The sequence below is a fragment of the Micromonospora sp. ABR4_055 genome (assembly GCF_056160425.1).
In genome coordinates, this window is sequence record NZ_JBSWXD010000188.1 from 1 (window position 1) to 11496 (window position 11496).

10 protein-coding genes are annotated in these 11496 nt (G+C 70.3%); 6 read left to right on the forward strand and 4 right to left on the reverse strand.

Annotated features, from left to right (window positions below; translation table 11 throughout):
* Window positions 1-126: 126 nt before the first annotated feature.
* Window positions 127-3936 carry an endo-1,4-beta-xylanase gene (locus ACXAHD_RS28630; RefSeq protein ID WP_289213032.1) on the reverse strand — a complete coding sequence of 1270 codons (3810 nt, stop codon included), beginning with the start codon at window positions 3934-3936 and terminating at the stop codon, window positions 127-129.
* A gap of 131 nt (window positions 3937-4067) precedes the next feature.
* Window positions 4068-4709 (reverse strand): M23 family metallopeptidase, encoded by a 642-nt coding sequence (locus ACXAHD_RS28635; RefSeq protein ID WP_281555235.1) that lies wholly within the window; start codon window positions 4707-4709, stop codon window positions 4068-4070.
* 143 nt (window positions 4710-4852) lie between these two features.
* Here ACXAHD_RS28635 and ACXAHD_RS28640 point away from each other — a divergent pair, with 143 nt between their 5' ends.
* Window positions 4853-5062 (forward strand): hypothetical protein, encoded by a 210-nt coding sequence (locus tag ACXAHD_RS28640; protein ID WP_281555234.1) that lies wholly within the window; start codon window positions 4853-4855, stop codon window positions 5060-5062.
* A gap of 19 nt (window positions 5063-5081) precedes the next feature.
* On the opposite strand, the gene ACXAHD_RS28645 is transcribed toward ACXAHD_RS28640, so the two are convergent.
* Together ACXAHD_RS28645 and ACXAHD_RS28650 are read right to left on the reverse strand one after the other, a co-directional pair.
* Complete coding sequence (locus tag ACXAHD_RS28645; RefSeq protein WP_281555233.1) at window positions 5082-7538, reverse strand: M14 family metallopeptidase; 2457 nt, start codon at window positions 7536-7538, stop codon at window positions 5082-5084.
* A gap of 188 nt (window positions 7539-7726) precedes the next feature.
* On the reverse strand, window positions 7727-8863 hold the full coding sequence (locus tag ACXAHD_RS28650) for a hypothetical protein (protein WP_281555232.1): 1137 nt from the start codon (window positions 8861-8863) through the stop codon (window positions 7727-7729).
* Window positions 8864-8963: 100 nt separating this feature from the next.
* Here ACXAHD_RS28650 and ACXAHD_RS28655 point away from each other — a divergent pair, with 100 nt between their 5' ends.
* From ACXAHD_RS28655 to ACXAHD_RS28675, 5 genes are all read left to right on the forward strand, one after another.
* The gene (locus ACXAHD_RS28655) at window positions 8964-9860 is read left to right on the forward strand and encodes a glycosyltransferase family protein (RefSeq protein WP_475054499.1); all 897 of its coding nucleotides are present in this window, start codon (window positions 8964-8966) and stop codon (window positions 9858-9860) included.
* A complete protein-coding gene (locus ACXAHD_RS28660; RefSeq protein ID WP_475054502.1) occupies window positions 9847-10389 on the forward strand; it encodes a transposase in 543 nt (180 codons plus the stop codon). Before ACXAHD_RS28655 ends, ACXAHD_RS28660 begins: the two co-directional genes overlap by 14 nt.
* A complete protein-coding gene (locus ACXAHD_RS28665; RefSeq protein WP_281555230.1) occupies window positions 10389-11012 on the forward strand; it encodes a transposase in 624 nt (207 codons plus the stop codon). The genes ACXAHD_RS28660 and ACXAHD_RS28665 overlap by 1 nt, the downstream gene beginning before the upstream one ends.
* A gap of 122 nt (window positions 11013-11134) precedes the next feature.
* A complete protein-coding gene (locus ACXAHD_RS28670; RefSeq protein ID WP_281555229.1) occupies window positions 11135-11383 on the forward strand; it encodes a hypothetical protein in 249 nt (82 codons plus the stop codon).
* Window positions 11353-11475, forward strand: a complete 123-nt coding sequence (locus ACXAHD_RS28675) for a hypothetical protein (protein WP_475054505.1) — start codon at window positions 11353-11355, stop codon at window positions 11473-11475. The genes ACXAHD_RS28670 and ACXAHD_RS28675 overlap by 31 nt, the downstream gene beginning before the upstream one ends.
* Window positions 11476-11496 lie beyond the last annotated feature (21 nt).

An 11496-nucleotide genomic window follows, 5' to 3' on the forward strand; every position in this document is an offset into this window, starting at 1 on the left:
GGGTGGTGTGGGTTTGGGGGGGGGGGGGGGGGGGGGGAGGGGGACGGGGGGGGTGGGGGGTCGGGGGGTTTCGGGGGGTCGCTTGGGGGTTGCACCGACGCCTGCCCCCCCCCCCCCGGGCGGTGGTCACCAGGTGGCGCAGTACCCGACGCTGAACGTCCGGGCACCCGGCTTCAACGTCCGGTTCCAGTCCACGCCGGTGATCCGCCAGGTCCCGTCGCCGAACGACTCCCGCTCGAAGTTCCACGCGGTGTAGATGTCGCCGGGCAGCTCGACCGCCGCCCGCCAGCCGACCGGCTGATCGGTGGCGTTGCTGGCGACGATCTCCGTGCAGTACCCGCCGCCGCCGTCCGAGTTCCACTGCGTGATCGGCTCGAACGCCACGTCGACGTTGGTGCCGTCGACCAGCCGGCCGACCCCCCACCGCGCGGTCGTCTGGTAGCCGACACCGTTCTGCTCGGCCCAGTTGCGGATCGCCGTACGGGCACCATCGGCGGCGTCATTGACCTGGAAGTCCAGCCCGTGGAAGGTGCCCAGGCCGCCGTACTCGAGCAGACTGATCGCCGCCTCGACGGTGTAGCCCGTGTCGGTACGCACCACCGCGCTGGTCAACCGGCCGGCCTGGAACGCCTCGTCCCCGGTGCCGAACGAGACGACGTTGTCGGCGTTGATCCGGATCTGTGTGTCGTCGTAGCGGTAGGGGCCGTTCTTCGCGTTGCCGGCGTCGACGTAGATCTCCACCGAGTCCTGCGTCCACGGATCGGAGCCGGTGACGTCGACCACCGGGTCGGCCACCTCGGCCAGCACGTACAACGTCTGGTCCTGCCACAGGGTCCGGACGGTGGCCACCGCTCCGTCGGTGCCGGACACCTGCTTGGCGGTGGTGACCTGGTTCGCGTGCGACCAGCCCGGGTCGACCGTACCGTCGATGGCCGGTGCGCTCGGCGTCCGTACCACCTCCAGGTAGGACAGCTCCTCGACCAGGGTGAGGGTGCCGACGGTGCCGGCCGTGGCCCAGCCGGTGGTGCCTCCGTCGTCGGTGACCCGCACGTCGAAGGGGACGGTGCCACCTTCGGCCGGGTCGGACAGCGGCAGCTGCGCGACGACGGCGTAACCGCCGTCCCGCTCGGCCGCCACCGCCGGTACGTCCCCCGATCCGTCCCGGAACACCGGGTACGTCTCGCCGTCGAGCACGAACTCGACCCGGTCGTCCGACGACGGGTCAGCGTCGGTGACCGAGACGTACGCGGTCAGCCGGTCGGCCGACCAGCGCAGCTGGAACCCCGCCGTCTCCTCCACCTGATGCAGGGGCAGCTTGCGCCAGGTGAGATCCGAGGTGACCCCGGCGGACAACGCGACGTCGCCGGCGAAGACGTTCGCGGTGCGCAGCCGGGCCGGCAGCTCCGCGTCGACCGCGCCGTAGTACGCCGGCTTGGCCTGGTACCCGTCGTTGAACAGCAGCGGGGCGCCGCTGTCGGATCGCCACGACCGGCCGTCGGTCAGCCCCCACACGGTGACGACGGCCAGCTCCTCGCTGTACGCCCGGAAGATCCGGAACGCGTCCCGCAGGAAGTAGCCCTGCTCGATCAGGTTGGCCTGGGTCACCGGGGTCCCGATCGTGACGTCGAGCTCGGTGACCGCCTGGACCACCGGCAGACCGGCGAACCTCTCCAACGTGGTTTCGAGGCTGCCGACCGGTGTCGACAGCGACACGTGGAACTGGTGTCCCACCCCGTCCAGCGGCACCCCCCGGTCGAGCAGCCGCTCCACGAGCGCGTGGTAGCGCGCCTGCTTGCCGCTCTGTTCGGTGTTGTAGTCGTTGATGAACAAGGCGACCGGATCGGTGTCCGCCACCGCGTACATGTCGTTGAACGCCTCGTCGGCGTACTGGAACGACAGGTCGATGAACTCCTCGCCGAGGATCCGGTACCACTCGCTGCGGCGCAGGCCGTCGGAGTACTCGCCGCTGTCGTTGACCACCTCGTTGACCACGTCGAACGCGTCCAGTGGGTTGGTGTCGGAGCCGAACCGGCCGTACCGGTCGCTCAGCGACTCGGCCACCGCGAAGATGTGCCCGCGCAGCCGGTCGCGCAGCACCTGCTGGTCGGCGGCCGACGAACTCAACGGCTCGCCGTCGGCGTCCTGGAACATCCAGTCGGGGGTCTGACTGTGCCAGACCAGCACGTGCCCGTACACGCCGAGCTCGTTGGTCTGCGCGAAGTCCATCATTGCGATCGCCTGCTCGTGCGGCCGGAAGTTGCGGTCCGGGTCGTACCACGCCTCCGGCTTCATGTGGTTCTCCGGCGTGATGTTGGTGAAGTGCCGGGTCAGCAGTTCGGCGGCGGACCCGACGGTCTCCCGGCTGTCGATCGCGACGCCGACCGGGAAGTCAGTGGTCTCGTGTATCCCGGTGAGGTCCTCGACGACCGGTGGCTCGGGCACCCGCACCACGACGTCGTCGAGCAGGAAGTCGCTGGTGTTGCCGGTGACGTCCGCGCCCTGCCAGCTGGTCTCGAAGTAGAGGAACGCGCTGACGAAGGTCGGTGCGGTGAAGCTCGCGGTCACCTCGGTCCACCCGTCGTCGGTGACGGTGTCGAACTGGGCGAGGGTGCTGAACGACTCGCTGCCGTCGGCGGTGGTGGCGGCGATGCTCAACCAGATGGCGTCGGTCGGCTGACCCTGCGCGAACCGCAGCCACCCGGACAGTTCGTAGCCGACGCCCGGCTCGAACGCGGTGGTGACGTCGCGTCCGATCCCGGCGCCCTGGTTGACCCGGTCGGTGACGAGCGCGGCCGCCTCGCCGCCGTGCGCGACGTCGGTCAGCTCGACCGTCGGTGCTCCCGGGCCACCGTCGCGCGGCCCCCATCCGTCGAGGCCGTCCTCGAAGTCGCTGTCGATGACGACGGTGCCCGGCGGCGGCCCGCCGGGTCCGGTGTCCGGCGCGGTGATCAGGATGTCGTCGACCAGGTACGTGGCGGTGGCCTCGGCGGCTTCCAGGTAGACCTGGTGTGTGGCCGGGTCGGCGTCGGTCGGCACGGTGAACTCGCCGGTCACCGTGGTCCAGTCGTCGGCGGTGACCGTGGTGTTGCCGATCCAGTTGTAGTCCGGCTTCATGACGAACCGGAATCCGGACGACGCCGGCCCGTCCGGGGCCAGCCGGACGCGCGCCGAGAACGTGTGGGTGACGCCGGCGGTGAAGATTCCGGCCGGGCTCTGCAGCCCGTCGAACCCTTCGACACGGTCGCTGACCCGCAGCGCCCGGCCGTTCTCGGTGTCCACGACGGTCAGGGTGGGTCCACCGCTGGCGGACCAGGTGCCGGTGGTGCCGTCCTCGAAGTCGACCGCGCTCACCGTGACTACGCCGGGTGTCTCGTCGGGGCTGGTGACGAGGACGTCGTCGAGCAGGAAGGGAGTGGTTCCGGCGGCTTCGACGTACAGCGTCGCCGAGGTCAGGCCCGTCGGCATGGTGTACTCACCGCCGATCTGGACCCAGGTGTCGGCGGTGGTCTCGGCGGCGTCGCCGATCCAGGTGTAGGTGTCGTCGCCGCCGTCGGCCGGGGTGGCTGCGACGGTGAAGTGGACACCGGCCGCGCCCTCTGTGCCGGCCGGCAGCTTCACCCAGCCGGTGACCGAGTGGACGACGCCGGGCGAGAACAGGTCGGTCGCGCTGGTCGCGGGGCCCTGCCAGTCGGCGGTACGGCCGGTGACCGACAGGCTTGCCGCGCTGTCCCGGCCTTCCTCGGCGATTGCCAACGTCACGTCACCGCGGGGGCCCCACGGTGCGTACGAGCCGGACTCGAAATCATTGGCGAGCAGCGTGGTGTCCGCCGTCGCGGACGGGGCGGTCGCGATCGTGGCGACCAGCGCGGTCGCGACGGCCGCGGCGAGGGCGGCCAGTCGCGCAGGTGGACGGGGTGGGTGGTATCTGAGGCGCATGAAGGCTCCTGCACGGACGTACGTACGTGTGGTCGGTGCCTGGTGAATCGCGCCAGCAGATCCAGACGGCGGAAATGTTAGCCGGGCGGAGCGGGTACGTCGAGGGCCCGGCTCGCCGGGCCGTGTGGGGGTCAGCAGTTGTTGCTGGTCAGCCGTACGGTGTACTCGTAGTCGTCGTGGGTGATGCCCGACGGCAGGCCGTCGAAGTAGGTCTCCACCTTCTGCCAGCCGCGCCGTTGCTCGTAGTGCAGGTGTGGCGCGCCCGAGTTGCCGGTGCTGCCGAGCAGCCCGATCTGCTCGCCGCGCGCCACCCGCTGACCTTCCCGGACCATCGGCGGTTCGAGTAGATGCAGGTACTGCGTCTCCCAACGGCCGCCGTGGTCGATCTTGACCCAGTAGCCGCCACCGCGCCCCCGGGGCCCGTCCGGATCCTCCGGGTTACGACCGCCGACCGAGCCGTTGACGCCGGCCACGGTGACGACACCGTCGTAGGAGGCGAGCACCGGCCTACCCCACGGGTCGCCCTCGGTCGGGAACAGGTCGACGTCGTAGTCGTCGTGGCCGGGGTAGGTGCCCAGCTGCCAGGTCTCGCCGCAGGCGACCGGGAGCTGGAACAACGGCCGCGGCCCCGGCTCCCGCAGCCACGGCACCACGACCACACCCAGCGCGACGACGGCCGGTACCGTCGCGACGGCGACGAGGATCAGCAGGGTACGCAGGGTCCGGCCGCGACGTCGGCCGCGACGCCGGCCGGTAGGAAACCCGGTGGTCACACTTGCGAGCATGGCAGACGTCGGCACCGTGCCAGGAGGTGGGCCGTCGTACTGCCAGTTGACCGTCAGCTTTCGTCCAGGTGGAGCTGGACACCGCGAGCTACCGTGGCGGGCGTCGGGACCCAGGGCTGGAGGAGCCTACGATGAGCAGCTTCGTCAAACGTTCTCTGCTGTCGATGCTCGCGTCGAAGCTGAGCCGGCACGCCCGGCGGCGGGGGCACGGCTCGCCGGTCGACAGCCTGCTCCGTGAGGTCGACCACCGGCTCAACCGCCGGCACCGTGGTGGTCACTACGGTCACTACGGCAGCGGTCACCACGGCTACCACGGCCACTACCGGCGCAAGCGCTGGTGACCGCCGCCGGCCGGGCAGGTCAACTGTCGGAAACGGTGGCGAACCCACGCCGCCAGTTCTTGGCGTCGGTGTCCGGCTTGTAGTTGTTCTCGATGTTGCCCGCCGCGTCCACCGAGAACCAGAAGACCTTCGTCCCGTACGGCACGGTCAGGGTCTCGCCGCCCTCCCGTACGCCGCCAGCGGTGTAGAGCGTCGACCCGAAGGTCGGCTGACTACCGTCCAACGTGTAGAAGATCGCCGCCGGTTCGCTGACCTCGAACCGGACGTCGACCAGGGTGTCGTCCGGACCGGGCGAGGTGACCAGGGAACTCGTCGGCCGTCTGCGGTCCTTGTCGTGGTCACGGGCCACCCGCATCAGCTCCACGAGACCGTTGGCGTACTCCATGGTCTGCTGGTGTGCCTCGTCCCAGGCCGGCTGGAACGAGGTACCGACCTCGAAGTTCCACGCGTAGATGCCGTACCTGTACCACAGCATGTCGCCGGAGTTGCCGGCAGCGGAGTAGAGCACGTCGGAGATGGGACCGGTCCTGGCCGGGGTCACCGCCAGGTTGCGGTGCCGCTTGATCGCGGTGAGGATTCGCGACGACGCGCCCCAGAAAAAGGACTCCTCCGCCAGGGTCGGCCGTGGTGCGGTGACCCGGCCCGGGGTGACGTATGCACCCGGCGACCACATGAAGTAGTTGCCCGACGAGTGCAGGTTCATCGAGAACTTGATGTTCGGCCGGCTGGCCAGCCAGTCCAGGTTCCGGTTCTCCGGCTCGGACAGTTCGCTCGGGCCGGCGTACACGTCGCTGGTGCAGCTGGTTGACGCGCCGGAGTACCCGTCGAAAAGGCTGTACTCGGTGTAGTTGCGGTTGTTGTCCACACCCCACGAGTTGCGGGCCAGCGCGTCGGTCGCCCCACCGGCGGCGCAGTGGTTCGTCATGTTGCGGCGCTGGAATCCGTAATCGTAGAAGGAGTAGTGGCCGCCGTCGGGGTTGATCGACGGTGCGATCCAGATGTCCAGCGTACGGAGCAGCTGCTTGGTGTTCTCGTCGGCACGGTGGTTGCGGAGCAGGCGTTCGGCGGTCTCGATCGCGACCAGCGGGGGAACCCATTCGCGGGCGTGCTCCTGCGCGTAGGCGAGCACCCCGGTGCGCGAGCCGTCCCGGTATTTGCCGATCCGCAGCGCGTACACCGGGTGCGGGTCGCGGGAGACGGTGGCCGGCGCGGTCAGGTTGTCGCTCAACGGGGTCACCGGGGCCGGGGTGACCACGCCGTCGCCAGCGCCGCCCCGGTAGGTGTAGGCGCTGACCAGGTCGCCCGCCGAGGCATTGATCGCGGCGGTGACCTGCGCGGCGGTGCTGACCACCGTGCCGCCACCGTCGGTGCCCAGGTCGACCCGGATGGCGCTGCCGTCGACGGTGACCGACAGGGGCCGGTCGCCGGCACCGGGGTCGACCAGTTCGACGGTGATGTCGTTGCCGCCCTGGTGCCCCCACGCGTGCGAGTCGACGGCGACCCGGCTCGCCGTGGTGTCACCCAGCACGACCTGTGCCTTGCGCCGGTACCCGTTGGTCCGGTACGGCAGTTCGACGACCTCGGCGAGGTGGGGGAACTCGTCGGCCAGCCGCTGGATCCGGTCGTACAGTTCGGTCGGGGTGAGGTAGCTGGTGACGAAGTCCTTTTGGTATCCGGGTCCCTCGGGGGAGTCGTCCGGGATCGGCAGCCACTGCTCGACCTCGGCCACCGCCACGTCGCCGGTCGGGCTGACGATCTGGATCCGGTCCGGCCGTACGCCGACTGTGCCGGCGCCCCGGTGGTAGAGATAGACGCCGGCGTCGACGAACCGTGTGATGACCTGTGTGCCACCGGAACCCATGGCGGTGCCCGGGCCGCTGTCCCGGGACACGGTCAACGTGCTCGGTGAGCTCTGCCCCTGGGCCCACTTCGCCTCCACCGACAGCACCTGGTCGGTGCCGGAGGTGTAGTAGTCGGCCCGGATGATCCTGATGTCGGCCACCGCGGCGTCCTGCCGCACCCGCGCGGTGAACGTCTGGTTGTCGGCGCGGTGGCGGGCTATCGTCGCCTCCCGCTCGGCGACGCGTGCCCGGGCGTCGGCCGGCTCGTGTAGCAGTTTGCCGATCCGGAAGCCACCGGCCCGCAAAGCGTCGATCTCGGTCGGGGTGACGACGGCGTGGACGACGATCCCGGCGGCGGTCTGCGACACGTGGTGATCCAGGTCGACTCCGGTGGCGACGAGAGCGTCGAGCTCGTCGCGGTCGGTCACGACGACCTCTACGACGCTGGCCTGCTCGTCGGCCAGCCGTTCGAGCGGGGCCTGGATCCGCGGCCGCTCGGTAGCCTGCGGACGGTCGACGGACGGCGCAGTGGCCGGCACGGCGGTGGCCGGCCCGGCCAACAGGACGACGGCACCGGCGGCGGCCACGGCCGCCGCGAGTTGCCGTCGCCACTGGGATGCAGGTGAGGGAACCATGTGGGACCTTTCACTCGCGGTGCCGCTGATCCATGGGTGGGAGCAGGGCGACGGCCGGAACGACCCGCGACGACGCACCGTACGGCACCGCCACGGGTAGGCGAGAAGGATCGACCAGTACGGATTCGATCATCCTGGCCGGCAGCGGTGTGCTCTGTCAACGACCTGCCGGTGCGGCGCGCCGGCGGTCAGACCGGCGGATTGCCGCCGGCGATCGCCGACCGCAGCTGAGCGCAGGCCTGGTCCGCCGTACGCGTGAGTCGCTCACTCGCGTCGGGGCTCAATCCGCGCTCGGTGGCGGTCCAGCCGACCCAGGCGGCGGCGACGTCGGGAAGCACCGGTCCGGCCACCGGATCGGCACCGGCTTCGGCGGCGAGCGCCGGCAGGCCGAGCACGGCGAGCACCCGGCGTGGACCCAGCTGCAGCGGATGGCAGGCGGCCTGCTCGACGAACTGCTCGACGAGCAGGTCGACCGCGCGGCTGGCGGTGCCGTCGGTCGGGAACCCGGCCGCCGCCTCGGAGGCCAGGAACGCCCGCTTCAGCAGCTCGATCTCCACGGTGGTCGGAAACGGATCCGGCGGGGCCGCGACGTCACTGAGCGCGCGGGCCCGGGCCAGCGTCAACGCCCGCATCTTCCGGTACGCGTCGGGCATCGGTCGCAGCTTGTACTCCGGGTTCTCCATCAGCTCGTCCGACGTGGCGACGGCGTCCTCGATCAGCCGTCGGGCCAGCGCCGGATCGAGCGGTTCGGTCACGAAACCGTCCTCGCCCCCGTGTGTCCGGTCGAGCAGTTGCCGCAGCGAGTCGACCCGGGTGCCGAGCAGGATCTCCCGGATCCGTCCACCGCCGATCGCCTGGTCGATCACGGTGAGGATGCCGTGTTCGTCGGTGCCGCCGTAGGAGAAGCCGCAGAGCAGCACCGCCGTCTCACCGTACGGGTCGTGCGCCCACCGGCAGCAGTCGACGTCGACCCGGCCGATGCTGCCGGTCCAGGGCGGTTCCGGCAGCCCGTGCCCGACGAGCCGGTCGGCGTTGAGCCGGGCGAGTTCCCGTTGGGTGTCGATGGTGCTCATCGCCTGGAGACCGCGTAGCGCGGCGACCGCCGTCGGGGTCCGCCGCCGGCCAAGTTCGTGAATGACCGCGGCGTCGGCCTGTACGGCGTCGGCGAGTGGCAGGCTGATCCCTTCGGCGCTCTCGTGGGCGAGTAACTGGGTCATGCTCTGCTCTACCGACCACGGGGAACTTCCTCCTTTCAGGGAGAAGCTCCATTCCAGGAAGTCCGCGCTCGCCGAGGCACGGTCGAGGCTCTCATCGCTGTCACCCATGGCGCGATTGTCGCAGTCGGCGGGCCGTGGTGCGACGAAGGCCGTCAGTGGGTCGAGTAACTGTCGATTCCTCTGCCCGGCGGACTCGTTGGGATGGACGATGCTGAGTACACTGGGCGGTGCGACAGAATCCGCGGTCAGCGTGCTGATCCTGGGCACGGCCGAATGGGATTCGGCTGTCGCCACCAACCAGCACTACGTCACCCGTGAGTTGGCGGTCGGTGCGCAGGTCACCTTCGTGGAGTCGCTCGGTCTACGTCGACCGACACTGCGTCCCGACGACCTCGCCCGGATGGTCGGCCGCGTCCGGCGGGCCTTCGGCGCGTCGGCCGGTCCGTCCACCCGCCAGCCGGCCAGAGCGAGGCCGGCGAACACCACGATCGTCTCGCCGCTGGTGGTACCGGTGCACCGGGCACCGACGCGACCATTGAACCGGGCCGTCCTGCGCCGGGCGACGGCGACCTGGCTCACCAGTGACCGGCCGCGGGTGCTGTGGACCTTCACCCCGGTGACCTACGGCCTCGAGGCCGCGGCGGACGTGGTCGTCTACCACTGCGTCGACCTGCTGGCCAGATTCCCCGGCGTCGACCCGGGGGCCGTGGCGAACGGCGAGCGCGACCTCGCCGTCCGGCCCGACGTGGTGGCGATCGCGACCAGTGACGCGGTACGCGTACACCTGGCATCATCCGGTTTCTCCCGGATCGAGCTATTGGAGAACGTTGCCGACACCACGGTGTTCCAGCGGGGCAGCCGCCCGGCGGCCGAGCGCCGTCCGGCGGTCATCGGATTCCTTCTGTGGATACTCCGGCCTTCAGGACTCCGTTGGGGAACGGCCAAACCCGTTGGATTTGTCCGTTGGCATGATTACCGGGTTGATCGGGTGGAAAGGGTTCAGTATGTCGCTGCAGTCGTGGGACGACCGTGGGGTGCCGGAGTGGACCGCGCGGGTGGTCAGGGCGTCGTTCCCGAAGGGCACCCTGGCCATGCGGATCCGTGACGCGCTGGGCCCGGTGTTCACCGATGACATGTTCGCGGAGGCGTTCCCGGCGGGAGGCCGTCCGGCGGCGTCGCCGGGGGCGTTGGCGCTGGTGTCGGTGCTGCGGTACGCCGAAGGGCTCAGCGACCGTCAGGCCGCCGACCAGGTCCGGGCGAGGATGGACTGGAAGTATCTGCTCGGCCTGGAACTCGACGATCCCGGGTTCGACTTCACGGTGCTCAGCGACTTCCGTGCCCGGCTGATCAAGCACGGCATCGAGGAGAAGATACTGGATGTGGTCCTGGACCGGTGCGCGCGGCAGGGACTGCTGCGCGCTGGCGGTCGACAGCGGACGGACTCCACGCATGTCCTCGCGGCGGTGCGCACGCTGAACCGGATGGAGTTCGTCGGGGAGACCCTGCGGGCGGCCCTGGAGGTCCTGGCCGCAACCGTACCGGGGTGGCTGACGCCGCTGATCGACGCCGGCCGGGTCGAACGCTACGGCGCCCGGGTCGACTCCTACACCAGAACCTGGCGACGCGCAGGCTGATGCCCGAACAGCATGTGGTCGATGCGGGCTACGTCACCGCCGCGCATGTTCTGACCGCCCGCGATGAGCACCGGGTTGACCTGCTCGGACCCGTCGGGCCCGATACCCACCAGGGTGAACGTCTCCCGCAGTCGGCGTTCCGCGTCGACTGGCAGGCCAGGACCGTGACCTGTCCGCAGGGCAAGGCCAGCATCAGCTGGTCCACCCAGCGCAAGAACAGCGGCACCGAGCTGGCCCGGGTCCACTTCGCCGCCACCGACTGCACCGGCTGCCCCGTCCGCGCGGCCTGCACCACTGCCGCGGTCAACAGCGAACGGGGACGCAGTCTCACCCTGCTTCCCGCAGCCCAGCAGCAGATCCTGGACAGCCGACGTCGCGAACAGACCACCGAAGCCTGGCAACAGAGCTACCACATCCGCGCTGGTGTCGAGGCCACCATCTCCCAGACGACCCGACGCACCGGCATCCGACGCACCCGCTACCTCGGCATGGACAAGACACACCTCGGTCACCTCCTCGCCGCGACCGCCGTCAACGTCATCCGCATCGACGCATGGCTCACCGACACGCCCCTCGGCCGCACCAGAACCAGTCACCTCACCCAACTCGACCTCGCCGGCTGACAGGCGGTACATCATGTCTTGGCCGTTCCCCAACGGAGTCCTTCAGGGCGGGGAGGATTGTCAAGTGGCGCTACTGGGGTCCGGTCACCATCGGTGTCGCCGCGACGGTCGCCAGCCTCGTGATGCTGGTCGGCTCGGCGTTGTCGCTGCAGCTGCTGCGCCAACTGGTCCGGCTGCTGTCGCTGCTGGCGCCAGCGGTGGCAGCCACGGCCGTCGTCGGTTGGGCGCTGGCCGGGGACGGACTGCTCCACACAGCCGCCTCATGCAGCGCGATCGGCCTGATCTGGTCGGGCTACACGGTGCTGGTGCCGTCGTTGCGGCGGGTCGTCGTCACTGAGCTGTGGGCGAAGGTCGCCGGCCGGACGACCTGACGTGGGGGGGGGGGGGGGGGGGGGGGGGGGGGGGGGGGGGGGGGGGGGGGGGGGGGGGGGGGGGAGGGGTGGGGGGGGGGGGGAGGGGATGAGAAGGGGGGGGGAAAAGGGGG

Bases quoted from the DNA above. Each gene is read 5' to 3' on its own strand.
- ACXAHD_RS28630 (WP_289213032.1), bottom strand. From the start codon at position 3,936: ATGCGCCTCAGATACCACCCACCCCGTCCACCTGCGCGACTGGCCGCC.
- ACXAHD_RS28640 (WP_281555234.1), top strand. From the start codon at position 4,853: ATGAGCAGCTTCGTCAAACGTTCTCTGCTGTCGATGCTCGCGTCGAAG.
- ACXAHD_RS28645 (WP_281555233.1), bottom strand. From the start codon at position 7,538: ATGGTTCCCTCACCTGCATCCCAGTGGCGACGGCAACTCGCGGCGGCC.
- ACXAHD_RS28650 (WP_281555232.1), bottom strand. From the start codon at position 8,863: ATGGGTGACAGCGATGAGAGCCTCGACCGTGCCTCGGCGAGCGCGGAC.
- ACXAHD_RS28655 (WP_475054499.1), top strand. From the start codon at position 8,964: ATGCTGAGTACACTGGGCGGTGCGACAGAATCCGCGGTCAGCGTGCTG.
- ACXAHD_RS28660 (WP_475054502.1), top strand. From the start codon at position 9,847: ATGCGGATCCGTGACGCGCTGGGCCCGGTGTTCACCGATGACATGTTC.
- ACXAHD_RS28665 (WP_281555230.1), top strand. From the start codon at position 10,389: ATGCCCGAACAGCATGTGGTCGATGCGGGCTACGTCACCGCCGCGCAT.
- ACXAHD_RS28670 (WP_281555229.1), top strand. From the start codon at position 11,135: ATGCTGGTCGGCTCGGCGTTGTCGCTGCAGCTGCTGCGCCAACTGGTC.